The organism is Peptoniphilus sp. DNF00840 (genome assembly GCF_001553125.1).
Classification (GTDB): Bacteria; Bacillota; Clostridia; order Tissierellales; family Peptoniphilaceae; genus Peptoniphilus_A; species Peptoniphilus_A vaginalis.
In genome coordinates, this window is the sequence record NZ_KQ960196.1 from 61,915 (window position 1) to 85,369 (window position 23,455).

A 23,455-nucleotide genomic window follows, 5' to 3' on the forward strand; every position below is an offset into this window, starting at 1 on the left:
ATTGAACACCTCCTAAAAAGAAGCTTAATCTACAGAATTAATTAGTTTTTCATAAACTTCCTCACTAATTTCTGTTGTAAATGCCCTATTTAAAGCCTTTGACTTTATCGCTTTTTCCAAACAACTTTTGTCATTACATAAATAAGCTCCTCTTCCATTTGCCTTTCCAGTTTTATCAATAAAGATTTCATCTTCTTTGTTTTTTACTACTCTGATTAAATCTTTTTTTGCCTTTTGTTCTCTACATCCTATACATGTACGCATAGGTATCTTCCTAATTTTAGCCATTATTTACTCCGTTAAATTAAGAATTTTATATTTCATTTTCTTCAACAGAAGATTCTTCATTTGCATCCTCTAAATTGTCAGAATCTTCATTTGTTATGTTATCTTCTCCTAAAGCTTGTTCTTCTTCAGGCATATTAATATCTTCTGTTACTTCTTCTGTACTCTCTTTTACAGAATTTTCGTATTCTTCTATTAATTCCTCTTCTGTCATATTTCTTTCTTCAAGATACTCTTCAAACTGAAGATTTGACTTAATATCTATCTTCCATCCAGTCAATTTTGCAGCAAGTCTAACATTTTGACCTTCTTTACCAATTGCAAGAGAAAGTTGATAATCAGGCACAATCGCAAGAGCAGATTTTTCTGCTTCGTTTACAAAAACCTTCTCAACTTTAGAAGGACTCAAAGAATTTGCAATAAACTTATCAATGTCTTTTTCGTATATAACAATATCAATTTTTTCATTGTCAATTTCATCTACAATTGCATTAACTCTTTGACCCTTGTAGCCTACACAAGCTCCAAGTGGATCAACTTCTGGGTCTCTAGAAAAGACAGCTATTTTTGTTCTTGAACCAGCTTCTCTAGAAATTGAATAGATTTCTACTATTCCTTCACTAACTTCTGGAATTTCTAATTCAAAAAGTCTTTTTACTAAATCTGGGTGAGATCTTGAAAGAACTATTTGAGGACCTTTAGTAGATTTTTCTACTGATAAGATTAGCATCTTATATCTATCTCCGTGATTATAAGATTCTCCACTAATTTGCTCACTGTAAGGAAGTATTGCCTCAGTTGTACCTAAATCTACGTAAACATTATTGTAAGATTTTCTTTGAACAAGTCCTGTTATAATTTCCTTTTCTCTTTCAACATACTCATCAAATACTATATCTCTTTCAGCATCTTTAATTCTTTGAATTACAACTTGTTTAGCTGTTTGAGCAGCAATTCTTCCAAAATTTTTTGGATGAATTTCTTGGTTATATACATCTCCAATTTCATAGTTTGGATTAATTTTCTTTACTTCTTCTATAGAAACTTCAAGTTGAGGATCCTCAACTTTTTCTACAATATTTTTAGAAGCAAATAATTTAATTTCTCCAGTTTCTCTATCCATGTTTACAATAACATTTTCTGATGTACCATAGTTTTTTCTATAACTAGAAACTAAAGCTGATTCCAAAGCTTCAAAGACGATTTCTTTAGAAATTCCTTTTTCTTTCTCGATTTCACTTAAAGCGTCAATAAACTCTTGATTCATTTATTCCTCCATTAAAATTTAATAGTTTGTTTCATTGATGAAATTGACTTAATTGGTATTGCAAATTCTTTTTCATCAAGAGTACAATATACATTTTCATCGTCATACTTGTCTAAAACAAAACTAAATTCTTTTCTTCCGTCTATTGGAGCATAAAGTTTAACATCTACTTCATTTCCAATATTTCTTCTGTAGTCATCTTGTGTTTTTAAAGGTCTATCAAGTCCCGGCGAAGAAATCTCAAGATAATAAGGATTTTTTAAAATTTCTAAATTGTCTAGTTTTTTTTCTAGACTTCTACTCATATCAGTGCAGTCATTTAAATCAATTCCTTCTTTCTTATAAATAAAGATTGATAACAAATCATGCTTTGATCCATTTTGAAATTCAATGTCTACAATTTCGTAGCCAAGTTCTTCTGCTACCTCTTCAGCTAGTGGGTAAATTTCTTTTTTTAATTCTTTTTTATTCACTTAACACCTCACTACTAAAAAACAAAGAGTGGGCTCACCCACTCTTTACTCTAAAATATCTTTCTTAATTAAGATTATAACATAAAATGCTATAAATACAAGTTTTTCAAAAATTAAATAATGAAATTTGGTTTGTTTCATCTAAGTTATCAAGCATTCCATTTTTTTGTAAAATTGTTATAACAGAATTTCCTGCACCAGTTCGTTTTGAAAAGTCTTCAATGGATAGATAGTTTGATTTTTTTGATTCTTTTTCTATCTTACTAGCACAATTTTCTCCGATTCCAGGAACTGCTCGTATAGGCATTCTGATTTTTCCATCTTCAATGGTGAACTTAGATGCCATTGACTTATAAATATCTGCTTTTAAAAATTGGAAACCTCTAGCATACATCTCAAGTGCAACTTCTGAAACTCTAATTTCTCCCTTATCCTTAGCTGTTGGTTTTTCAATTTCTCTTAAGATTTTAATCCTATTCTTCAAAAAGTTCGGTCCTTCAATAATATTTTCTCCATTAAAGTCTGTTAACTTAATAGTGAAGAAGGTTGCATAGAAGGCCAAAGGATAGTTTAATTTGTAATATGCGATTCTAAAAGAAAGCATAACATAGGCTACTGCGTGAGCTTTAGGGAACATATACTTAATTTTTTTACAAGAATCAATATACCACTCAGGCAAGTCTAAGTTCTTCATTATACTTTCTTGTTCTTCAGTAAGTCCCTTGCCCTTTCTAACTTTTTCCATTGTGTCAAAGGCCATTTTATTTTCAGCACCAGCATTAATAAGATAAACCATGATATCTTCTCTTGTAGCTATAACGTCTTTAAGCTCAGCTCTGCCAGAATCAACTAGCTCTTGTGCATTAGAAATCCATACGTCAGTGCCATGAGATAGACCAGAAATTCTAACGAGGTCTGCAAAGTTCTTTGGATTTGTTTCTAAGAGCATTGATATAACAAAAGAAGTTCCAAACTCTGGTATTCCAAGAGTCCCTGTTTTACAAGAAAAAATTTCTTCGTCCATATTAAAGGCATCGGCACTATTAAAGATTGAGAGTGTTTTTTTATCGTCAAATCTTATTGTATTGGAATCTATTCCAGTGAAGTCCTCCAACATTTTAATAATTGTTGGACCATCGTGCCCAAGTATATCTAGTTTTAAAATCTTTCCATGGATAAAGTTATAATCAAAGTGTGTTGTTATTACTCCAGAGCTTGGATCATCTGCAGGATACTGAATTGGTGTAAAATCAAAAATTGAATTTGATTTAGGAACAATCATTACACCACCTGGATGCTGTCCACTAGTCCTTTTTCCATCAGTTATGGCTCTTGATAATCTATCAATTTCTATAGGAGAAATATGTTTATTTTCAAAATATTTCTTCACATAACCATAAGCAGTTTTATCTGCAATTTTTCCAATAGTCCCTGCTCTAAATACATAACCTTCACCAAACAATTCTTCAGTGTACTTATGTGCCCTTGGTTGGTATTCACCGGCGAAGTTTAAATCAATATCTGGTTCTTTATCACCATAAAAACCTAAGAAAACTTCAAAAGGAATGTTGTGTCCATCCTTTTTAAGAGGACTGCCACACTTAGGACAAACTTTGTCTGGCATATCAACTCCACTACCATAAGTTAAGTCTTCTGTGAATTCAGAATATTTACAATTTGGACAAATGTAGTGTGGTGGAAGTGGATTTACTTCTGTTATGTCTGCCATTGTTGCGACAAAGGATGAACCAACAGAACCTCTTGATCCTACTAAGAAGCCATCATCATTAGATTTTTTTACAAGCTTTTGAGCAATTATATAGAGGACTGAGTAACCATTTGAAATAATTGACTTTAGTTCTTTTTCTAATCTATCCTCGACAATTTTTGGAAGTTTATCTCCATAAATATCATGTGCTTTTTTGTAGGTCATTTCTCTTAAACTTTCATCAGAACCTTCAATCACTGGAGGATAAGTTCCATCTGGAATTGGCTTAATATCATTTATAGAATCCTTTAACTTTTTAGTATTTGTTACGACAACTTCATAAGCCTTGTCTTGTCCTAAATAAGAAAACTCATCAAGCATTTCTTCTGTAGTTTTAAAATAAAATTTTTGATTTCTGCTGGCTCTAGGATCTGGTCTTCCTGGTTTACCATTAAGCACTATTCTTCTAAGTACATCTTCAGATTCTTCAAGATAATAAGTGTCAGAATCAGCAACCACAGGTATATTTAATTCTTCACCTAAGGATATTATTCTTTTATTAATTTCTCTTATATCATCAATAGTGTATTTTCCGTCTTCAATTGCAAGAATGTTATCGCTTGCTGGCTGTATTTCTAAAAAGTCATAATATTTTGCAATCTCAAGCAATTCTTCTTGAGGGCACATCCTGTAAATAGCATCGAATAATTCTGAATTAGCATTACCTGAGCCTACTAATATTCCTTCACGATATTTATCCAGAAGGCTTCTAGGCACTTTAGCTACAAAATTAAAGTATTTCATGTGAGAATCTGAAATTAGCTTGTATAAATTTTTCAAGCCAATTTCAGTTTTAACTAACAACAACAAGGATGACTCGAATAAACGTTTAGAATCTATGTTTATTATTTCTCGATTTAGATTTTCAAAATTAAATTCTTCTTCTCTCTTTATCTTTTCAATTAACTTAATAAATACTTCAGCAGTAGCCTCTGCATCATTCACTGCTCTGTGTGCACCTACAAGGGATACGCCAAGATTTTTACAAAGGGTTCCTAGGTTAAACCTCTTCATATCTACCATCGTTGCTCTTGCAAGGACCAGAGTATCTAAAATAGGATGATTAAATATTAAATTATTGTTTGCGTACTCTCGTCTTATAAAAGAAATATCAAATTTTGCATTGTGAGCTACTAAAACTGCATCTTTAGAAAAGTCATAGAATTTAAGAATTACTTCTTCTATAGTGGGTTCATTTTCAACTAAAGCATTGCTAATCCCTGTTAGTTCAACAACAACTTGCGGTATTTCCTTTTCTGGATTAATAAGTTGTGAAAATCTATCTACTATTATTCCGTTTTTAATCTTAACGGCACCAATTTCTGTAATTTTATCATTTCTTGAAGAAAGTCCTGTGGTTTCTATATCGAATACGACATAGGTATCATAAGTTTTTCCATCTTCATAGTTAGTAACAATTTTTTCTTTGTCATCAACAAAGTTAATATCAGTGCCGTATAAAATTTTCAATCCAGTTTTTTCTGCAGCCTCCATAGCTTCTGGAAAACCTTGAACATCATTTGTATCAGCTATACCGATAGAATCATGTCCCCAAAGTTTTGCTCTTTTTGCGAAATCAGTAAAAGAAGTTACACCGGACATTTGTGACATCTTAGAATGTATCCTAAGTTCTGTTCTTTTCTCATCTGAATAATCCATTCTAAGAACCTTATCTTTTTTTTCAATGTATCTAATCATGATAGTTTCGCATCTAGAAAAATTATCATAAGAAACATTTCCTGTTATTACTACATGGTCTCCTTTATTGAAGCTTTCTAAAAACTCTTCTGCCTTATCAGGTTTCAAAAATATTTTTGCTAGGGTAGAAGATGTATAGTCTGTAATAGACAGTGATATTAAGAGATTTCCATTTTTTAACTCTCTGTTTTCAACATTAAATATATCAACTTCAACACTAACTTTTTGTGAGTTTACATTTACATCGATTAATTTTTCTATTGTTCCAAGGTCTTTTTTACCATAGGAGTCAGATTTAGTTGTTTTTTTCTCTTTTGATTTTTTTTCAATCTTAGTCTTAACATCTTCTTCATGTTTTGTGGAAATTACTTCTTCAGCTTCTTCAATTTGAGATAAAAAGTCCTCAATATTTTCTTCTTCAAATTCATTTTTGACAAAATCAAATTTAATAGTAAAATCTCCAAAAACTTTTAATTCTTTTTGAAGATAGTTGGCAAAACCATTTTGACTTAAACTATAAAAGGCTTCTTCACTAGGAAGAATTATGTCAATTGTTCCTATTTTTTTATTTTTATTTATTTTAATATCATTTATCCAAATTTTTGAAGATGGATTGTATTTTAAAATTTCTGCACAAATTAAATCATCTTCACTTGTATATAGAGAAGATGATTTAAAGTCAATATATATATTGTATTCATCTAGATATTGGGAAAAGATATCTTTAATTTCGCCTTTAAAAGTTGCATCTAAATCATTTTTTGAATTAATTACAAAATAAACTTCATTAGTGTTTTTATTTCTTTTAATGGTTTCTATAAAAATTTCCTCAGAAATATTTTCGTATGAAGTATTTAATTTTTGTAAAATATCTTTTAATAAAATCAAATTATCACCCATTTTTTTCTATCTCAGATAAAAGCTCCGATAATAGTTTATCTTCAGGGATTTTTTTTATTATTTCTCCCTTTCTAAATATTAATCCTTCACCGTGTCCACAAGCAATTCCTATATCGGCTTCCCTTGCCTCACCAGGTCCATTAACAGGGCATCCCATTATTGCTACCTTTAAATTTTTGTTGATACTATAAAGCCTTTCTTCTGCTTTATTAACTATTTCAATTAAATCAACCTTAGTCCTAGCACAAGTTGGACATGAAATTAAATCTATACCCTCTCTTCTTAAGTCAAGAGCTTTTAAAATATCCTTTCCAGCAATTACTTCATCAAGAGGGTCTGAAGTTAAAGATACTCTTATAGTATCTCCTATACCCTCAGCTAAAAGTGTTCCAATACCAATTGCTGACTTTACTATACCCTTCTTTGGACTTCCAGCCTCAGTAACTCCTAGATGTAAAGGATAGCTTGACATTTCAGAAAACTTTCTATAACTTTCTATAGTTAAGTTTACGTTAGAAGCTTTTAAAGATACTGCTATATCATAAAAATTATTTTTTTCTAATAATTCAATTTCTTCTAATGCACTATAGCATATAGAAGATGCGTTCACTCCTTTAAACTTATCCAAAAAAGCTTGCTTAACTGATCCTGAGTTTACACCGACTCTTATGGGGATGTTATGAAACTTACAAGCTTCAACAACTTCTTGAACCTTCCACGGTGCTCCTATATTTCCTGGGTTAAGTCTTATAGCATCAGATTCATTCTCACAAGCCGCAAGAGCAAGTTTATAATCAAACTGTATATCCGATATTATTGGAATGTTAATTTCTTTTTTTATTTCCCTTAGAGCAGCTGCATCATCAAGGTCATTGACAGCCATTCTAATGATGTCGCATCCTGCATTTTCAAGTTTTGTTATTTGGGAAACAGTAGATTTTACATCTTTAGTGTTGGTGTTTGTCATTGATTGGATTGAAATAAAAGAATCTCCACCAATTGGAACATTTCCAACATAAATTTTTTTTGTTTCTTTTCTATTTATCATTTACTAAACAACCTTCCAATATCATTAAAAATAGTTACATATATCATCAAAGAAAACAAAAGGCTCATACCAATTAAGGAAAGTCCCTGCTCAATTTTTTCATTAATTGGTTTACCTCTTAAAGCTTCTATTAACAAAAATAAAAATTTCCCTCCATCAAGTGCTGGAATAGGAAGCAAATTAAATACACCAAGATTAACTGAAATTAAGCCCAAAATTTGTAAAAAATTCAGGAATCCCTTTGATGATTCAGAACCTATTAGTTGAACAACTCCAACTGGTCCTGATAAGTATTCCAATTTAAAGGAACCGCTAAACATCATCTTAATGCTTTGAATAATCATTTTTGAAATTTGTAAAGTCCTATCGGCACCTAGACTTAGTGACTTTAAGATTGAATGATTGATTTTTGATGTGATTCCAATAAGATACATTTTATTTTCTTCAGAATACTCTGGTTTAATTTTAATATTTAAGATTTCTCCTTTTCTATCAATTGAAAAATTTAATTCTTTTTCATTATTTTTAGAAATAAGAGAATTTATATCATATATATCCCTAGTAATTGATTCATTAATTTTAATAATTTTATCACCAGATTTTAGTCCTGAAATCATAGCCGGAGTATTTTCCATAACTTTATCTATTTCATTAGAACCATATCCAACTATAGAAAAAATAATGGTGAAGGCTAGAAAGGCCAAAACAAAGTTCATAAAAACACCAGCCAAAACAACTGCCATTCTTTTTAAAATATGAACATTATTAAAGGCTCTAGGGTCTTGTGAATTTTCTTCTTCCCCTTCCATAGCAACATAACCTCCAACTGGAAGGGCTCTTAGACTATATAAAGTTTCCCCTTTTTGCTTTTGATAAATTTCTGGACCCATTCCTATTGAGAATTCATTTACTTTAACGCCAGATAACTTGGCAACTGTAAAGTGGCCAAGCTCATGAAGTATAACTACAAGTAAAAATACAAGTAATGAACTTATTAAGGTTATCATTTTTCCTCCTTAAATAAAATGGTACAAAATAAAAACAAGAGGGCTTATAAAAATCAAACTGTCAAATCTGTCTAGAATACCTCCATGGCCTGGTAAAATTTGTGCATAGTCTTTTATTCCTGTATATCTTTTAATTTTTGATGCAAATAAATCACCAAACTGACCAGCTATTGATGCAAGCATTATTATAAAAATAACAAGAAGGTTAATATCGTATATATAATTGTACTTATTAAGCATTATGAAATAGACAGAAGTTAAAATTATAGCAAAAAATGTTCCACCAAAAGCTCCTTCAATGGATTTGTTTGGACTTACTCGCTCAATTAACTTGTGCTTTCCAAAAGTTGATCCTACAAAGTAGGCAAAAGTGTCTGTAGAGAAGGCTATTACAAATGCTGAAATAATTATATAAATGTCATCTAGACTTCCAAGTAAATTTAGAAAAAACACAAGATAAAAATAAGCCATATTTGTAAAAGAGTAGTTGCTCAAAGTATAGTCTCTTGAAATAACATATAATGAAGAATTAAATATAAAGTATAAGACTAGGGCAAAAGTTAAATTTTTATCCAATATAGAAAATAAAAATGTTATAAAAGCACCAAAAAGCAAGCTTGGTAAATAGAGTTTTATACCTTTATTAATAAGAGCATTATTAAGTTCTCTTATTGCTTCTATTGTTACAATAAAAATCGAAAATTTAATTGCATTTAAACCTAAATAAAAAATTAAAATTAATACAGCAATACCCACTATACCTGTGGAAACTCTTTTTTGTAAGTCTGTCAAGATCATAATCCTCCATACCTTCTATTACGATTTTGAAAATCGCAAATGGCCTTATAAAATTCTTCTTCATGAAAGTCTGGCCACAATATATTTGAGAAATAGAACTCACTATAGGCCAACTGATAAAGTAAAAAATTTGAAACTCTAAGCTCGCCGCTTGGTCTTATAAGTAGGTCTAAGTCATCTTGTCCTCTTGTGTATAAATAATTTTTAAAAGATTCAGTACTTAATTCTTCCAAAGAAATTTTACCAGCTATGACATCTTCACAAATCATTTTACTAGCCCTAACAATTTCGCTTTGACCACCATAATTTAGACCAATATTTAATATCATTTTATCATTTGATTTTGTTTCCTGCAACGCAGCGTCAATTAGCTTTACGATTTTATCGGGTAATACTTTATAATCTCCTAATACATTTATCCTAATATTATTTTTCTTTATTTTTTCTAGTTGACTTTTTATATAAAAGGCAAGTAAATCCATTAGCTTAGAAATCTCCTCTTTCGGTCTTTTCCAGTTTTCAGTTGAAAAAGCATAGAGGGTGAGAGATTTGACATTAATCTTATAAGCTGCCTCAACAATCTCTATAACTCTTTCACTTCCTTCTCTATGACCGTAAGTTCTAGGCATTTTTCTGTTTTTTGCCCATCTACCATTTCCATCCATAATGATCCCAATATGTTTTGGTATATTGTTTAGATCTAATTTTTCGAAATAATTCATAAAACTCCTTAAAAAAAGAGCCTTAGAATAATCTAAGGCTAAAAATTAAATTTCCATAAGTTCTTTTTCTTTTTCTACTGCTACGCCATCAACATCCTTAATGAATTTATCAGTTAACTTTTGAATATCTTCTTCATAAGTCTTTCTGTCATCCTCGGATATTTCCTTAGCTTTTTCAGCTTTTTTAATATCCTCCATGGCGTCTCTTCTAATGTTTCTTATCGAAACCTTAGCTTCTTCAGCATATTTTCCTACTAACTTAGTGAGATCTTTTCTTCTTTCTTCAGTTAGTTGAGGTATAACAAGTCTAATAACCTTACCATCATTTGAAGGAGTTATTCCTAAGTCAGATTTTTGAATTGCTTTCTCAATTTCTGGTATTAAATTAGCATCCCAAGGTTGAATAGCAAGAAGTCTAGCCTCTGGTGCAGAAAGACTTGCAACTTGATTAAGTGGAGATTGTTGTCCATAATAGTCAACATAAATCCTATCTAGTAAATTTGTATTAGCACGTCCTGCTCTTATTGACTGAAGTGATTCAGTAAGTGAGTCAATTGATTTTACCATTCTTGACTCAGTAGTTTTTTTAAGATCAGATATCATAATATCCTCCTATTTAACATTAGTACCAATGTCCTCGCCACAAACAACCTTGTACATTGCATCTTCTTCGTCAATTCCAAAAACTTGAAGTGGAATTTTGTTATCCATGCAAAGTGTAGTTGCTGTGCCATCCATGATTTTTAAGTTTTTATTTAAAATTTCCCTATATGTTAACTCATCAAATTTCTTAGCATCAGAATTAATATTAGGATCAGAATCGTAGATTCCATCAACACCCTTCTTTGCTAATAATATTATATCAGCATCAATTTCCGCTGCCCTAAGTGCAGCAGCTGTGTCTGTTGAGAAGTATGGATTACCTACTCCTGCTGAGAATATAACTACACGACCCTTTTCCAAGTGTCTTATAGCACGTCTTCTAATATAGGGTTCAGCAACTTGCTTCATTTCGATAGCAGTTTGCACACGAGTAATAACGCCTAATTTTTCTAAAGAGTCCTGCAATGCCAAAGCATTCATTACAGTACCTAGCATGCCCATATAATCAGATGTAGCACGGTCAATATTGTTTTCGTCACGTCCTCTCCAAAAGTTTCCGCCACCAACAACAATGCCAGTTTCTACTCCTGAGTCATAAATCTTTTTAACTTGCTTGGCAATTAAATTAACATAATCCATGTCAATACCAAGAGTATTTGATCCTGCTAGTGCTTCTCCACTGAGTTTTAAAACAATTCTCTTATATTTTGGCATTTACTCCTCCAATTTGTTATCTTATTTGTTTTGCTACTTCTTCAGCAAAGTCTTCTTCTTTCTTTTCAAGACCTTCGCCAACTTCATATCTAACAAATCTTCTGATTTTAATATTTTCTCCAATTTTTGCAATAAGCTCATTTAGAATGTCTCTAATTTTCTTATCCGAATCTTTAATGAAGGCTTGGTCGAGTAGACAAATTTCTTCATAGAATTTTTCAAGCCTTCCTTCAACCATTTTTTCAATGATGTGTTCAGGTTTATTTTCTCCTCTTGCTTGTTCAGTTAATACGTTCTTTTCGTGCTCAACTTCTTCAGCAGGAACTTCTTCACGACTAACGTATTTTGGAGCAACTGCTGCGATTTGCATTGCAATGTCTTTAACAAAGTTTTTGAATTCTTCATTTTTAGCTACGAAATCAGTTTCAGAGTTAACTTCAACTAAAACTCCAATTCTACCACCGTGTATATAAGATTCAACAATACCTTCGGAAGCAATTCTTGAAGATTTTTTTGCAACAGAAGCTAATCCCTTTTCTCTTAAAAAGTCTACTGCCTTATCCATATCACCATTTGTTTCTGATAGAGCTTTCTTGCAGTCCATCATACCTGCGCCAGATTTTTCTCTTAATTCTTTAACCATTGCTGCTGTAATAGCCATTTTAATTCACTCCTTATTTATTTTAAAAAAAGAGAGTTATAAAGGATTACTTTAGAACTCTCGAAATATCTTTACTCTTCTATAGCTGACTTTTCATCCTCAACTGCTTCTTCTTCAGAAACTTCTTGAGTGGATTCATCATAATCTGTATCTTCAATTTGACTGCCTTGTTTTCCTTCGATAACTGCATTAGCAATTGTTTCAGTAATAAGTTTTACTGCTCTAATAGCATCATCGTTTCCTGGAATTGGAATATCAAGTTCTTCAGGATCACAGTTTGTATCAACAATACCGATAACAGGAATTCCTAAAATATGTGCTTCTTTAACTGCAATATTTTCTTTTTTAGGGTCTACTACAAATAAGGCTTTAGGCATACCCTTCATTTCCTTAATTCCACCTAAGAATTTTTCAAGCTTTTCTCTTTCATGAAGTAATTGAGCAACTTCTTTTTTAGGAAGAACATCAAAAGTTCCATTTTCTTCCATTTCGTATAACTTATAAAGTCTTTCAATTCTATTCTTAATAGTTTTGTAGTTAGTTAAAAGACCACCTAACCATCTTTGGTTAATGTATGGCATACCGCATTTAGTAGCTTCTTTTTCAATTGCATCTTGGGCTTGTTTTTTTGTACCTACAAAAAGAACTTCTCCACCATTAGCTGCAACTTCTCTTACAAAGTCGTAAGCTTCTTCTATTTTTTTAACTGTTTTTTGAAGGTCGATTATATAAATACCGTTTCTTTCGGTAAAAATAAATCTCTTCATTTTAGGGTTCCATCTTCTAGTTTGGTGTCCAAAGTGTACACCAGCTTCTAATAAGCTTTTCATTGAAATTACTGACATTTAAGCCACCTCCGTGTTTTTTCCTCCATTTTCATCATTTATCATAGGGACCGATTTGGCAACTCCAGTGATATCAGAAAATGTGTGTATTTCTTACCGGATAAAAGTATACCACAGGCAAGAGAAATTAGCAATAAATACTTTATTTTATAATTAGTTTTTAAATTGTATAGATAATTATTTCTTCATTTTTCATAAAAAAGTCTCCCCATCACAATGATGAGGAGACCTTCCCTAACAAGAATTAATAAGCAACAAATTTGCTTCCTGCACATCCGCAGATTGGACATTTATCTTCTTCTTCAAAAGTAATATATCCACATACTGGGCATAGGTAGATGTTTTCAACATCTAAATCTTTTCCAGCATCAACAGCTTCTTTAGCTGTTGCAAATCTCTTAGCATGAACTTCTTCAGCTGCTGTAGCAAATTTCATTGCTTTAACAGCTCCTTTTTCGCCTTGCATATCTGCAACTGCGATAAAAGCTGGATACATTTGAGTTGATTCAAAAATTTCTCCGCCTCTTGCAGCTTCAAGATTTTCAGAAGTTGAATTAATTCCAAATCCTGCCATTGATGTTACAGCGAAATCGCCTGAAACATCTTTCATAGCCTTGAAGTGTAGTGTAGCGTGAATTTTTTCTGCATTAGATGTTGCGTCAAAAAGTCTTCTAACGTTTTTGAAGCCATCTTTTTCTGCTGCTTCTCCCCAGATATTGTATCTAGTACGTGCTTGAGATTCTCCGCCGAATGCTGATCTTAAATTGTCACTTGTCATTTGATTCATAATATTACCCCCATAATATTTAATAATAAAACTACCATAATTATTATAGAATAGTATTTATGAAAAATCAAACAATGTATTAAAAATATACTAGTAATATTTTAAAAAATACTCTTAAGATATTTTTTCAATTTTTTGTGTTTGATCATAAGTGATCAATGCATCAATTATTTCATCAAGGTCGCCATCATTTATTGCATCGATTCTGTGAGATGTTAAGTTGATTCTATGATCAGTTACTCTTCCTTGAGGATAGTTATAGGTTCTTATTCTTTCAGACCTATCGCCAGTTCCTATTTGAGACGATCTTTCCATGGATTCTTTTTCACTTTGCTCTTGAAGTTTTAAATCATAAAGCTTTGATCTTAAAAGCTTCATCGCCTTTTCCTTGTTTCTTAGTTGAGACTTTTCGTCTTGACATGAAATTACTATTCCAGTTGGAATATGAGTAAGTCTAACAGCAGAGTCAGTTGTGTTTACACATTGTCCACCATTTCCAGAAGCACGGAAAACATCAAACTTTATTTGTGTTGGATCTATTTCTATATCAACATCTTCTGCTTCGGGTAGCACGGCAACTGTTGCAGTAGAAGTATGAATCCTTCCTCCACTTTCAGTTTCTGGTACTCTTTGAACTCTGTGTACACCAGATTCATATTTAAGTCTTGAATATGCTCCGTTTCCAATTATCATAAAGACAATTTCCTTGTAGCCACCAATTCCTATTTCATTTGATGAAATGGTTTCAACTTTAAAACCAGATCTTTCCGCATACCTAACATATTGTCTGTAAAGAACACCAGCAAATAAGGCAGCTTCGTCTCCACCTGCTCCAGCTCGTATTTCTACCATTACGTTCTTGTTGTCATTTTTGTCCTTTGGAATCAAAAGAATTTTCAGCTCGTTTTCAAGTTTTTCAATTTTCTTACTTGCTTCATTAATTTCTTCTCTTACCAATTCTTTAAAGTCATCATCTAATTTTTCTTTTATTAATTCCTTATTTTCATTCAGTGATTTTAAAGTTTCTTTATAAGCCCTATACTTTGTCACAATAGGTTCAATTTCGGCATGTTCAATTGCCTTTTGTTGATAAAGTTTTGAGTTATTAATAACCTCAACATCACTAAGGTCTTTTTCTAATTTTAATAATTTATCTTCAAAAACCGAAAGTTTTTCGTACATATTTACTCCTACATTTTTAACTGTCCAACTATTACTCTATCTAGTTTGTTTAAATCTTTATAAACTTCAACCTTAAAATTATCTTTCATCAAGTTATAGATATCTTCTGCCTCATCATAACCTATTTCAAAAACTAAAAATCCCTTGCTATTTAAGAATTTAGGACAGGTTTTTATTATACTTCTATAAAAGAAAAGTCCATCTTCTCCTCCATCAAGGGCAAGCCTTGGTTCGTAATTTTTTACCTCGACTTGTAGTTTTTCGATATCAATTGATTTTATATAAGGTGGATTCGAATAGATCAAGTCAAACTTCCCTATAACATTAGAAAATAAATCACTCTTTAATATTTTTATATTTGAATTCAGCATATCTCTATTTATAGTTGTATTTTCTATAGCTTTGTCACTAATATCAACAGAAGTTACATCAACTTTTGTTTCTAAATCAATACTAATACTGACTATGCCACTCCCACAACCAATTTCTAACATATTGTTTATAGGATTGTTTTCTATTATATTTAAGAGTTTTTCTACTGATATTTCTGTATCCTGTCTTGGAATTAAAACTCCTTCAATAACCTTAAAGGTTCTCCCATAAAAATCTTCTTTACCTAAAATATATTGAAGTGGAATTCCTTTTTTTCTTTTTGCTAAAATTTCAAAATATTTATTTTCTATCTTTGAATCTAATAAGTCATCGTCATGAGATACCAAATAAGATAAATCCTTCTTTAATAATTCACTTAAGATTCTTCTAGTTTCATAAATTGGATCAGTGTATTCTAAATCTTTTAAATAATCTCTGCCTTCTATTAAGGCTTTTTTAATTTTCATAAATTTAAGTAATAAAAAAGGTTAGCTATGCTAACCTCATTGTCATTTATTTCTCTTATATCTGCTATTGAATTTTTCAATTCTTCCGCCGTGATCAGAGAGTTTTTGCTTTCCTGTAAAGAAAGGATGACAAGCTGAACAAATTTCAACTTTTAAATCTTCTTTAACGGATCCTGTTTTAAAAGTATTGCCACAAGCACAAGTTACTGTAGCTTCTTTATAATCTGGATGAATTCCTTTTTTCATTGTTTAGCCCCCTTAAACTTATTTTATAACTCAATTTTAATATTATAACATAATTTTCACTCTAGTGCAAACACAACTATTTGCTTAATTATTATACAATATTCAAATAGATTTATCAAGATTATGAAAAATAAAATCTCGATTTAAGATTTCTTCATTAGAAATTCTTCATTGTTTTTTGTTTTTGATAATTTATCTAAAAACTTTTCTGTTACTTCCTCTATATTTTCTTGACTTAATTTATTTCTAAAATCATAGTTAAATTCTAACTCTTTTTTATTCAATAGAAGTTCTTCCTTTCGAGTTCCAGACTTTAAAATATCAATTGCAGGAAATATTCTTTTTTCAGATAAGCTTCTATTTAAATGGAGCTCCATATTTCCTGTGCCCTTAAACTCTTCAAAGATTACATCATCCATCCTTGAACCTGTGTCAACAAGGGCTGTAGCAAGTATAGTTAGACTTCCACCCTCTTCTATATTTCTAGCAGCTCCAAAAAATCTCTTTGGTTTGTGAAGTGATAAGGGATCAAGACCTCCTGATAAAGTTTTGCCACTTGCTGGAGTAATTAAGTTATAAGCTCTTGATAGTCTCGTTAGTGAGTCAAGTAAAATTACAACATCTTCCTTGTTTTCTACTAATCTTTTCGCTCTATCAATTACCATCTCTGCTACCCTAGTATGATTCTTTGGATTTTCATCAAAGGTTGAATATACAACTTCTCCCTTGACAGATCTTTTCATATCAGTAACTTCTTCAGGCCTTTCATCAACTAGTAATACTATAAGGTAAAGATTTGGATAGTTTGTGTTTATAGATTTAGATATTTTTTTAAGTAGAGTTGTTTTACCTGATTTTGGTTGGGAAACAATAAGCCCTCTTTGACCAAGGCCAACTGGAGATAAGAGATCTATGACCCTCATAGCAGTATCCTCAGTCTCTAAATCTAATTTCTTTTTTGGATAGATTGGTGTCAAGTTATCAAAAAATGGTCTATTAATAATTTTTGAAGGATGAAGTCCATTTACTGACTTAATATATAAAAGAGCATTAAAGTTTTCGCCATCTTTTGGTGGAGATTTCACTCCAAGAACTTCATCGCCATTTCTAAGTCTAAATTTTCTTATCTGTGAAGGAGATACATAGATATCATCCTCGCTTGGTAAATAGTTTATCCTTCTTAAAAAACCATATCCATCTTGATGTAACTCTAAAATTCCTTTTACATAGTCTTTATCATCAAGATTTTTTAAAGCTTTTGCTGCATTATCTGATAAGTCAAGTTCATCTATTTTTTTAGATTCTCTTTTTTCTTTTATAACTTCAACAAGTTGTTCTTTTTTTAAAGAATAAGCTTTTTCAATGCTATATTCCTTTGCTAAGTCTCTAAGCTCTGAAACTTTCAGCTTGTTTAAGTCTTCATCACTTAGTGATTTATTTGGAAGTTTACCCTTCTCAATAAAATGTTTTAATTCTTCAATATTATAATTATCTGCATCTTGAAGACCTAAAGAAGAAGAAATTTTTCTCAGGTCTTCAATTGATTTATTAATCAATTCATTATTATTAGTCATAATTAGAATTATTTAGCATAATCTGGCTTTAGATCAAGAGAGTGAACAGATTTAATAAATCTTTGAGTTCCACTTGGAAGTCTTAATACAAGAGTATCTGTCTTAGCCTTGTTGTCGCCATAGTATTTTACTCCATCAAGGATTTCTCCTGAAGTAATACCTGTTACTGAAAAGATAACTTCATTTCCCTTTACAAGATCATCAATTGAATAAATCTTTTTTAAATCTGAATGAAGATCTCTACATCTAGCTTCTTGTTTTTCGTCTGTTGGATGAAGTCTTCCTTGGAAGTCACCGCCAAGACACTTAAGAGCAGCTGCAGCAATAACTCCTTCTGGTGCTCCTCCCCTACCAATAACAAGGTCAATACCAGAATCTTCATAACAAGTTTCAATTGCAGTTACTATATCTCCGTCAGAAATCTTTTTAACTCTTGCACCAACAGAAATAATTTCATTTATGATTCCTTCATGTCTTGGTCTATCAAGTACTGCAACTGTTATTTCATCAATATTCTTATTAAGTGCCTTAGCTACTCTTTTAACATTTTCAGATGGAGAATCATCTAGCTTGATTGCTCCTTTGGCCTTTGGACCACATGCAATTTTATCCATATAAATATCCGGTGCATTTAAAAGGCATCCCTTAGGTGCAACTGCAAGAACAGCTATTGAATTGTCAGTTCCATTTGCTATGGAGTTTGTTCCATCTATTGGGTCTACAGCAATATCTACTTGATCGTCACCTTCTCTAGTACCAATCTTTTCTCCAATGTAGAGCATAGGAGCTTCGTCGATTTCTCCTTCACCAATAACAACAGTTCCATCAATATCAACTGTGTCGAACATTCTTCTCATTGCATCTACTGCGGCCCCATCTGCGGCATTCTTGTCACCTTTTCCAAGCCATTTACCAGCTGAAAGTGCTGCTGCTTCTGTTACTCTTGCTAAGTTTAATGCTAAATTTCTGTCCATCTTACTTCTCCTTTGTCTTTACGTTTTTAAAATCTTCTAAGAATTTTTTCAAACCCTTATCTGTTAACTCATGCTTAATCATTTCTTTAAATATCTTATAAGGAATAGTCCCTACGTCTGCACCCGTTTTTGCTACATCTTCAACATGCTTAATATGTCTAATACTTGCTGCTATGATTTGAGTATCATATCCATATTCTTTGAAAATATAAGCAATATCTGCTACAAGATCTATACCAGACTCTCCTATATCATCAAGTCTACCCATAAAAGGGCTGACATAAGTAGCACCAGCATTTGCTGCAAGAAGGGCTTGTGAAACTGAAAATATTAATGTCACGTTAGTCCTTATACCTTCTTTACTAAGGATACTTACAGCCTTTAGTCCTTCTTCAATCATTGGAATCTTAATTACAATATTTTTTGAAATTTTTGCAAGTTCTCTTGCTTCCTTAAGCATTCCATCTAGGTCTGTAGAAATTACTTCAGCAGATATATCTCCATCAACAATATTAGTAATTTCTTCAATTACATCTTCAAAAACTCCCCCATTTTTTGCTATTAGGCTAGGGTTTGTTGTAACTCCTGACAGGACTCCCCAGGAGTTAATTTCTTTAATTTCTTCAATATTAGCAGTGTCAATAAAAAACTTCATTTTATTAATCATCCCTTTCAAGTAATACAACAGCTTGGGAAGATATTCCTTCTCCTCTTCCAACAAAGCCAAGTTTTTCTGTAGTAGTTGCTTTTATAGAAATATTTTCTATATTTGTATTTAAAATATTTGCTATTGTCCTTCTCATTTCGTCAATATGGCTTGCAAGTTTTGGTGCTTGACAAGCAACAACAGAATCTACATTTCCGATTTTATATTTCTTTGATTTCATTATTTCATAAACTCTATTTAATAAAACTTTTGAATCAATATCCTTGTACTCATTGTCATTATCTGGAAAGTGATATCCAATGTCTCTTAAGGCAAGCGCCCCTAAAATAGCATCCATTATGGCATGGATGAGTACATCTGCATCAGAATGACCTAAAAGTCCCTTGTCATAAGCTACCTCAATTCCACCAAGTATAAGTTTTCTATCTTTGACTAGTTTATGAACATCATAACCAATACCAATTCTCATATTTTCACCTTCTTCACTAATATCTGTGCAATAGATAAGTCTTCTCTTGTTGTAATTTTTATATTGTCATAGGAGTTGTATATTAGTTTAACTTTGACTCCAGTTTTTTCAACTAAGGAACAGTCATCAGTACCATAATAGCCTTCTGAATAAGCCTGACTGTATGCCTTCATTATAATTTCTTTTTTAAAGACTTGCGGCGTTTGCACCTGCCAAAGTTTATCCCTGTTTGGAGTATAGTCTACAGTTTCTCCATCAGTAGAAACTTTTATAGTATCTTTAACTGGGTTTGCAAGAACGCAAGCACCAGTATCCATTACACTCTCAATAGCTTCGTCTATTTTATCAACTGATACAAAAGGTCTCGCTCCATCGTGGGTTAAGACAATATCAGTTTCATAAGGCATATTTAATAGTCCATTGTTAATTGAGTCTTGCCTCTCCTTACCTCCATAAACTATTTTATATGCCATATTAATCTTATATTTATCAATGATATCATCTACATATATCATGTCGCTTTCTTTTACAATTAGAATTAAAAAGTCAACGTATTTGGATTTTTCAATTTTTTTAATAGTGTGGGCAAGAATTGGAATTCCATCAATTGTTAGGAACTGCTTGTTAATCCCCATTTTCATTCTTTTGCCCATACCTGCTGCTGCAACTATGGCAGTAACAAATTTTTCCTTATACACAAAATCACTCTTCTTCAAGTTGTAAATTCTTAACAGCGTACTTTAAAAGTTCTCCAGCAATAGGTGCTGCGGCTTGAGATCCATAATCTTTTACATTAGGTATAACTACTGAAATAGCGACTTTAGGATCATCTGCTGGTGCAAATCCAACAAACCAAGCATTATTAGTTCCTTCCTTAAGGTCTAGTTGTGCAGTACCAGTTTTACCTGCAACCTTTATACCTGATACATAGGCTTCTGTACCAGTACCATTGTTTACTACATTAACCATATATTTTGTAATTAGGTCGGCATTTTCTTTAGATGTAACTTCACTTAAAACTGTTGGAGTATTTCTCACTACATTTTTGCCATCAGATGAATCAATTTTTTTAACTAAATGAGGCTGCATCATAACACCATCATTTGCAATAGTAGATGCAATCATACACATTTCAAGAGGTGTTACTAGAATAGTATCATGACCAATTCCACCTGCAGCAAGTGCAGTCCTGTCAAAGCCATTTCTCTTGTAAGTCCAAGTTGAAGTTTCCAATGGAAGTTCAAAATTAACTTTTTTATTAATCATATACTTTTCAGAAACCGGACCCATTATGTCAATTCCCATATCAACAGATTTTCTTACAAAGTAAGTGTTAAGAGAGTTTGTAAAGGCCTTTCTAAGATCAACTCTTCCGTAGGATTTGTTTTCAGCATTCTTAAATTCTCTACCATTGTCTATCTTTTCTACTCCCTCATCAGTATATTTTTGAGAAATTCCTGACTCAAGAATTGCTGTTGTTGTTACTATCTTATATACTGATCCAGGTGCAAACTTACCCTTTGTAGCACTGTTAAAAAGAGCTCCATTGTTTGCTTCATTAATTTTCTGCATGTCCTGTGCAATATTTTGAGAATTGAAGTCTGGTAGAGATACCATTGAAAGAATCTCACCAGTTTTTGGATTCATTATTACAACAGACCCCTTATCTGAATTTGCAGATAAAACTGACCTAGTCTTTTCTTGCAAGTCTGTGTCTGTTGTAAGAGTGATATCATCTCCCGTATATGGATCGTAATTTTTATTTACTATTGACTTGAAGGTTTTTAATAACTTCGATCCTTCTTTACCAACTAAATAATCATTTAATTCCTTTTCAAGTCCATACTTGTCAACTATCTTATCTGAATAACCTATTATGTGAGAATAAATTATTGGCTGATTGTATATCCTGTGATAATTATATTTTTCTCCATTAGAGTAGGCTAAAACTTCGTGATTTCTATCATAGAAAGTCCCTCTTTTAACAGAGTTTTCTCTTAGCTCACTTCTCCTATTAGCAGGGTGCTTTACAATATCATCTGCCTTAAATACAGTGAAATAAGTTAAGTATATTATTGGAGCAACTAAAAGAAACATTAAAAAAACAAGTAGGAATAAAATTCTTTTATTATCTTTACTATTCATTGTCCACTCCTTTATCGTATTTGTATGATAAATCCTCACTAGTAACCTGCAAAATCCCTAGGGAAACAAAACTTGAAATTAAGGAACTTCCTCCATAAGAGATAAAAGGCAAGGTTAAACCAGTCATAGGTATAAGCTTTATAACTCCACCTATGTTTAAAAAGGCTTGCACTGTAAAAAGAATTGCTACTGATAGGGCAAGAATCCTATAAAATAAATATTCTTGATTAAGAGCAATCTTAATGGCCCTATAAACTAATAGCATATAGAGCATTATTATTCCTATTCCAGTTAAAACTCCCATTTCTTCGCAAATAGCTGAGAATATTACATCTGAATAGGCAAAGGCGATTTGCTTTGGATAACCCAAGCCTATACCCTGACCTATAAATCCTCCCTCTCCTATTCCGAATAGAGATTGGACAATCTGTCTTGCAGAATTAACTACCTTATCAGCAGTCCAAGGGTTTAACCATATATCTACCCTGTTCCTAACATGGGAGAATAAAAAATATCCTGCAACAGATCCTACTACCATTAAACCAACATTCAAAAGAATAGACTTCCTATCCTCATCATATATATACTGGATAAGTGTGTAAATAGCAATGAAAATTGCAGCAGTACCTAAGTCCCTTTGTATAAACAAAAATCCCACAAAAATATATATTACTCCCATTAAGTAATATGAAGTATATTTATAATTTAATTTTTTTAATCTTGTTTGGAAAGTTGTATAAAAAGAAGCTATTAAAAATATAACTAAAATTTTAGTGAATTCGGATAACTGAATGGTTATACCTTCAGAAATTTCTATCCAGTTTTTAGCTCCGTACTTAGATGGAGCAAGAATAATCGTTAATAAGAAAAATAAAATAGAAAGTCCTAAATAAAGACCCGTCATATACTCTAGTCTTCTCATTGCCCTTATTATAAAATAAGTCAAATAAAAAACTAGAATACCAGCCAAAACCCATATAAGCTGTCTTAAACCAAGTTTTGGCGACAACCTATATATAGTTATTATCCCAAGGCTCAAAAGCATTGATACTATTAAAAATATATAATTATCCCCAGTAGAAACTTTACCAAGGACTAAATTTGAAATATAAACAATTAAAATTAGACCTAAAAATAAAATCACTATGTACCTATCAATATTATTGTCGTTGAAATTAAATAGTAATAAGATACTTAAAATTTCAAAAATTAATAGTAGGTTTCTAGGTTTTCTCTGTTTAAAAATTTTATCTAACACAATTTCACCTTTTATCTACAAAAATAAATTGAATGAAGCCAACTCCAATTTTGTCATTGTTTTGGAGTTCAATTAGCTCATTAGGATCAATTTTTACACCATTTAAAAAAGTTCCATTGGCAGAACCCAAATCTTCTAAATAATATCTTTGGTTCTTTTCACGGATTAACAAATGATTTTTACTTACGAATTTATCTTTTATCACAACATCGTTCTTTGAACTCCTGCCAAGACTTATATCACCTTCTATGACATAATACTCCTGCATTTTAAAGTTCAAGGAATCAAGTCTATTTACAACTTTTAGATAAGCCTCATCAAGGGAGCCTCCCCCACTTGTTATGCTCTTAACATCGAGATACATAAGTCTTAAAATACTAAAAATAAAAAGATATATTAAGATTATGAACACATACCTCAACACTTGCGAGATTAACTCAAACATTTTACACCTCTCTCAGTCTTAAACTCTATCTAATTATATACTTTTTACTCTTAATTTTCCAATATTTTGTTAAATATGAT

The 23,455-nt window shown here is 31.6% G+C and carries 24 protein-coding genes; all 24 read right to left on the reverse strand.

Features of this window, described 5'->3' with window-relative positions; all coding sequences use genetic code 11:
- Positions 1-24 precede the first annotated feature (24 nt).
- The gene (rnpM, locus tag HMPREF1864_RS02345; protein ID WP_062571240.1) at positions 25-288 is read right to left on the reverse strand and encodes an RNase P modulator RnpM; all 264 of its coding nucleotides are present in this window, start codon (positions 286-288) and stop codon (positions 25-27) included.
- A 25-nt stretch (positions 289-313) separates the two neighbouring features.
- Entirely contained in the window at positions 314-1,552 is a 1,239-nt protein-coding gene (gene nusA / locus HMPREF1864_RS02350; protein ID WP_062571241.1) for a transcription termination factor NusA, read from the reverse strand.
- 11 nt (positions 1,553-1,563) lie between these two features.
- The gene (gene rimP, locus HMPREF1864_RS02355; RefSeq protein WP_062571242.1) at positions 1,564-2,025 is read right to left on the reverse strand and encodes a ribosome maturation factor RimP; all 462 of its coding nucleotides are present in this window, start codon (positions 2,023-2,025) and stop codon (positions 1,564-1,566) included.
- Positions 2,026-2,131: 106 nt separating this feature from the next.
- A complete protein-coding gene (locus HMPREF1864_RS02360; protein ID WP_369817835.1) occupies positions 2,132-6,391 on the reverse strand; it encodes a PolC-type DNA polymerase III in 4,260 nt (1,419 codons plus the stop codon).
- The gene (gene ispG, locus HMPREF1864_RS02365) at positions 6,384-7,439 is read right to left on the reverse strand and encodes a flavodoxin-dependent (E)-4-hydroxy-3-methylbut-2-enyl-diphosphate synthase (protein WP_082718898.1); all 1,056 of its coding nucleotides are present in this window, start codon (positions 7,437-7,439) and stop codon (positions 6,384-6,386) included. The genes HMPREF1864_RS02360 and ispG overlap by 8 nt, the downstream gene beginning before the upstream one ends.
- Positions 7,436-8,446 carry an RIP metalloprotease RseP gene (rseP, locus tag HMPREF1864_RS02370; RefSeq protein ID WP_062571243.1) on the reverse strand — a complete coding sequence of 337 codons (1,011 nt, stop codon included), beginning with the start codon at positions 8,444-8,446 and terminating at the stop codon, positions 7,436-7,438. The genes ispG and rseP overlap by 4 nt, the downstream gene beginning before the upstream one ends.
- A gap of 9 nt (positions 8,447-8,455) precedes the next feature.
- Positions 8,456-9,244, reverse strand: a complete 789-nt coding sequence (locus tag HMPREF1864_RS02375) for a phosphatidate cytidylyltransferase (protein WP_231723493.1) — start codon at positions 9,242-9,244, stop codon at positions 8,456-8,458.
- Complete coding sequence (locus HMPREF1864_RS02380) at positions 9,241-9,966, reverse strand: isoprenyl transferase (protein ID WP_062571244.1); 726 nt, start codon at positions 9,964-9,966, stop codon at positions 9,241-9,243. Before HMPREF1864_RS02380 ends, HMPREF1864_RS02375 begins: the two co-directional genes overlap by 4 nt.
- A gap of 45 nt (positions 9,967-10,011) precedes the next feature.
- On the reverse strand, positions 10,012-10,569 hold the full coding sequence (frr, locus tag HMPREF1864_RS02385; RefSeq protein ID WP_062571245.1) for a ribosome recycling factor: 558 nt from the start codon (positions 10,567-10,569) through the stop codon (positions 10,012-10,014).
- 9 nt (positions 10,570-10,578) lie between these two features.
- Positions 10,579-11,283, reverse strand: a complete 705-nt coding sequence (gene pyrH, locus HMPREF1864_RS02390) for a UMP kinase (protein ID WP_062571246.1) — start codon at positions 11,281-11,283, stop codon at positions 10,579-10,581.
- Between the two features lie 16 nt (positions 11,284-11,299).
- Positions 11,300-11,944, reverse strand: coding sequence for a translation elongation factor Ts (tsf, locus tag HMPREF1864_RS02395; RefSeq protein WP_062571247.1), 645 nt, complete (start codon positions 11,942-11,944; stop codon positions 11,300-11,302).
- Positions 11,945-12,015: 71 nt separating this feature from the next.
- Positions 12,016-12,789, reverse strand: a complete 774-nt coding sequence (rpsB, locus tag HMPREF1864_RS02400) for a 30S ribosomal protein S2 (RefSeq protein ID WP_062571248.1) — start codon at positions 12,787-12,789, stop codon at positions 12,016-12,018.
- A gap of 244 nt (positions 12,790-13,033) precedes the next feature.
- Positions 13,034-13,576 (reverse strand): rubrerythrin family protein, encoded by a 543-nt coding sequence (locus HMPREF1864_RS02405; RefSeq protein ID WP_062571249.1) that lies wholly within the window; start codon positions 13,574-13,576, stop codon positions 13,034-13,036.
- A gap of 114 nt (positions 13,577-13,690) precedes the next feature.
- Positions 13,691-14,758 carry a peptide chain release factor 1 gene (gene prfA, locus HMPREF1864_RS02410; RefSeq protein ID WP_062571250.1) on the reverse strand — a complete coding sequence of 356 codons (1,068 nt, stop codon included), beginning with the start codon at positions 14,756-14,758 and terminating at the stop codon, positions 13,691-13,693.
- Between the two features lie 8 nt (positions 14,759-14,766).
- The gene (gene prmC / locus HMPREF1864_RS02415; protein WP_062571251.1) at positions 14,767-15,597 is read right to left on the reverse strand and encodes a peptide chain release factor N(5)-glutamine methyltransferase; all 831 of its coding nucleotides are present in this window, start codon (positions 15,595-15,597) and stop codon (positions 14,767-14,769) included.
- Positions 15,598-15,639: 42 nt separating this feature from the next.
- Positions 15,640-15,843 carry a 50S ribosomal protein L31 gene (gene rpmE, locus HMPREF1864_RS02420; RefSeq protein WP_005956574.1) on the reverse strand — a complete coding sequence of 68 codons (204 nt, stop codon included), beginning with the start codon at positions 15,841-15,843 and terminating at the stop codon, positions 15,640-15,642.
- Positions 15,844-15,986: 143 nt separating this feature from the next.
- The gene (rho, locus tag HMPREF1864_RS02425; protein WP_062571252.1) at positions 15,987-17,417 is read right to left on the reverse strand and encodes a transcription termination factor Rho; all 1,431 of its coding nucleotides are present in this window, start codon (positions 17,415-17,417) and stop codon (positions 15,987-15,989) included.
- An 8-nt stretch (positions 17,418-17,425) separates the two neighbouring features.
- Positions 17,426-18,391 (reverse strand): class II fructose-bisphosphatase, encoded by a 966-nt coding sequence (gene glpX / locus HMPREF1864_RS02430; RefSeq protein WP_062571253.1) that lies wholly within the window; start codon positions 18,389-18,391, stop codon positions 17,426-17,428.
- A 1-nt stretch (position 18,392) separates the two neighbouring features.
- Positions 18,393-19,046 (reverse strand): fructose-6-phosphate aldolase, encoded by a 654-nt coding sequence (gene fsa, locus HMPREF1864_RS02435; RefSeq protein WP_062571298.1) that lies wholly within the window; start codon positions 19,044-19,046, stop codon positions 18,393-18,395.
- Positions 19,047-19,050: 4 nt separating this feature from the next.
- On the reverse strand, positions 19,051-19,527 hold the full coding sequence (gene ispF / locus HMPREF1864_RS02440; protein ID WP_062571254.1) for a 2-C-methyl-D-erythritol 2,4-cyclodiphosphate synthase: 477 nt from the start codon (positions 19,525-19,527) through the stop codon (positions 19,051-19,053).
- Complete coding sequence (ispD, locus tag HMPREF1864_RS02445) at positions 19,524-20,225, reverse strand: 2-C-methyl-D-erythritol 4-phosphate cytidylyltransferase (RefSeq protein ID WP_082718900.1); 702 nt, start codon at positions 20,223-20,225, stop codon at positions 19,524-19,526. Before ispD ends, ispF begins: the two co-directional genes overlap by 4 nt.
- A 4-nt stretch (positions 20,226-20,229) precedes the next feature.
- The gene (locus HMPREF1864_RS02450) at positions 20,230-21,672 is read right to left on the reverse strand and encodes a peptidoglycan D,D-transpeptidase FtsI family protein (RefSeq protein WP_062571255.1); all 1,443 of its coding nucleotides are present in this window, start codon (positions 21,670-21,672) and stop codon (positions 20,230-20,232) included.
- Entirely contained in the window at positions 21,665-22,930 is a 1,266-nt protein-coding gene (locus tag HMPREF1864_RS02455) for an FtsW/RodA/SpoVE family cell cycle protein (protein ID WP_062571256.1), read from the reverse strand. The genes HMPREF1864_RS02450 and HMPREF1864_RS02455 overlap by 8 nt, the downstream gene beginning before the upstream one ends.
- Before the next feature lie 4 nt (positions 22,931-22,934).
- Positions 22,935-23,375, reverse strand: coding sequence for an FHA domain-containing protein (locus tag HMPREF1864_RS02460; protein WP_062571257.1), 441 nt, complete (start codon positions 23,373-23,375; stop codon positions 22,935-22,937).
- Positions 23,376-23,455: the final 80 nt, after the last annotated feature.

What these genes read in the sequence shown, in the direction of transcription:
- frr (WP_062571245.1), bottom strand. Translation starts at nt 10,569, where the DNA reads ATGATATCTGATCTTAAAAAAACTACTGAGTCAAGAATGGTAAAATCA.
- fsa (WP_062571298.1), bottom strand. Translation starts at nt 19,046, where the DNA reads ATGAAGTTTTTTATTGACACTGCTAATATTGAAGAAATTAAAGAAATT.
- tsf (WP_062571247.1), bottom strand. Translation starts at nt 11,944, where the DNA reads ATGGCTATTACAGCAGCAATGGTTAAAGAATTAAGAGAAAAATCTGGC.
- prfA (WP_062571250.1), bottom strand. Translation starts at nt 14,758, where the DNA reads ATGTACGAAAAACTTTCGGTTTTTGAAGATAAATTATTAAAATTAGAA.
- ispF (WP_062571254.1), bottom strand. Translation starts at nt 19,527, where the DNA reads ATGAGAATTGGTATTGGTTATGATGTTCATAAACTAGTCAAAGATAGA.
- ispG (WP_082718898.1), bottom strand. Translation starts at nt 7,439, where the DNA reads ATGATAAATAGAAAAGAAACAAAAAAAATTTATGTTGGAAATGTTCCA.
- HMPREF1864_RS02450 (WP_062571255.1), bottom strand. Translation starts at nt 21,672, where the DNA reads ATGAATAGTAAAGATAATAAAAGAATTTTATTCCTACTTGTTTTTTTA.
- rpmE (WP_005956574.1), bottom strand. Translation starts at nt 15,843, where the DNA reads ATGAAAAAAGGAATTCATCCAGATTATAAAGAAGCTACAGTAACTTGT.
- HMPREF1864_RS02380 (WP_062571244.1), bottom strand. Translation starts at nt 9,966, where the DNA reads ATGAATTATTTCGAAAAATTAGATCTAAACAATATACCAAAACATATT.
- HMPREF1864_RS02360 (WP_369817835.1), bottom strand. Translation starts at nt 6,391, where the DNA reads ATGGGTGATAATTTGATTTTATTAAAAGATATTTTACAAAAATTAAAT.
- HMPREF1864_RS02460 (WP_062571257.1), bottom strand. Translation starts at nt 23,375, where the DNA reads ATGTTTGAGTTAATCTCGCAAGTGTTGAGGTATGTGTTCATAATCTTA.
- prmC (WP_062571251.1), bottom strand. Translation starts at nt 15,597, where the DNA reads ATGAAAATTAAAAAAGCCTTAATAGAAGGCAGAGATTATTTAAAAGAT.
- rseP (WP_062571243.1), bottom strand. Translation starts at nt 8,446, where the DNA reads ATGATAACCTTAATAAGTTCATTACTTGTATTTTTACTTGTAGTTATA.
- rnpM (WP_062571240.1), bottom strand. Translation starts at nt 288, where the DNA reads ATGGCTAAAATTAGGAAGATACCTATGCGTACATGTATAGGATGTAGA.
- nusA (WP_062571241.1), bottom strand. Translation starts at nt 1,552, where the DNA reads ATGAATCAAGAGTTTATTGACGCTTTAAGTGAAATCGAGAAAGAAAAA.
- glpX (WP_062571253.1), bottom strand. Translation starts at nt 18,391, where the DNA reads ATGGACAGAAATTTAGCATTAAACTTAGCAAGAGTAACAGAAGCAGCA.
- rpsB (WP_062571248.1), bottom strand. Translation starts at nt 12,789, where the DNA reads ATGTCAGTAATTTCAATGAAAAGCTTATTAGAAGCTGGTGTACACTTT.
- rho (WP_062571252.1), bottom strand. Translation starts at nt 17,417, where the DNA reads ATGACTAATAATAATGAATTGATTAATAAATCAATTGAAGACCTGAGA.
- HMPREF1864_RS02405 (WP_062571249.1), bottom strand. Translation starts at nt 13,576, where the DNA reads ATGAATCAAATGACAAGTGACAATTTAAGATCAGCATTCGGCGGAGAA.
- HMPREF1864_RS02375 (WP_231723493.1), bottom strand. Translation starts at nt 9,244, where the DNA reads ATGATCTTGACAGACTTACAAAAAAGAGTTTCCACAGGTATAGTGGGT.
- pyrH (WP_062571246.1), bottom strand. Translation starts at nt 11,283, where the DNA reads ATGCCAAAATATAAGAGAATTGTTTTAAAACTCAGTGGAGAAGCACTA.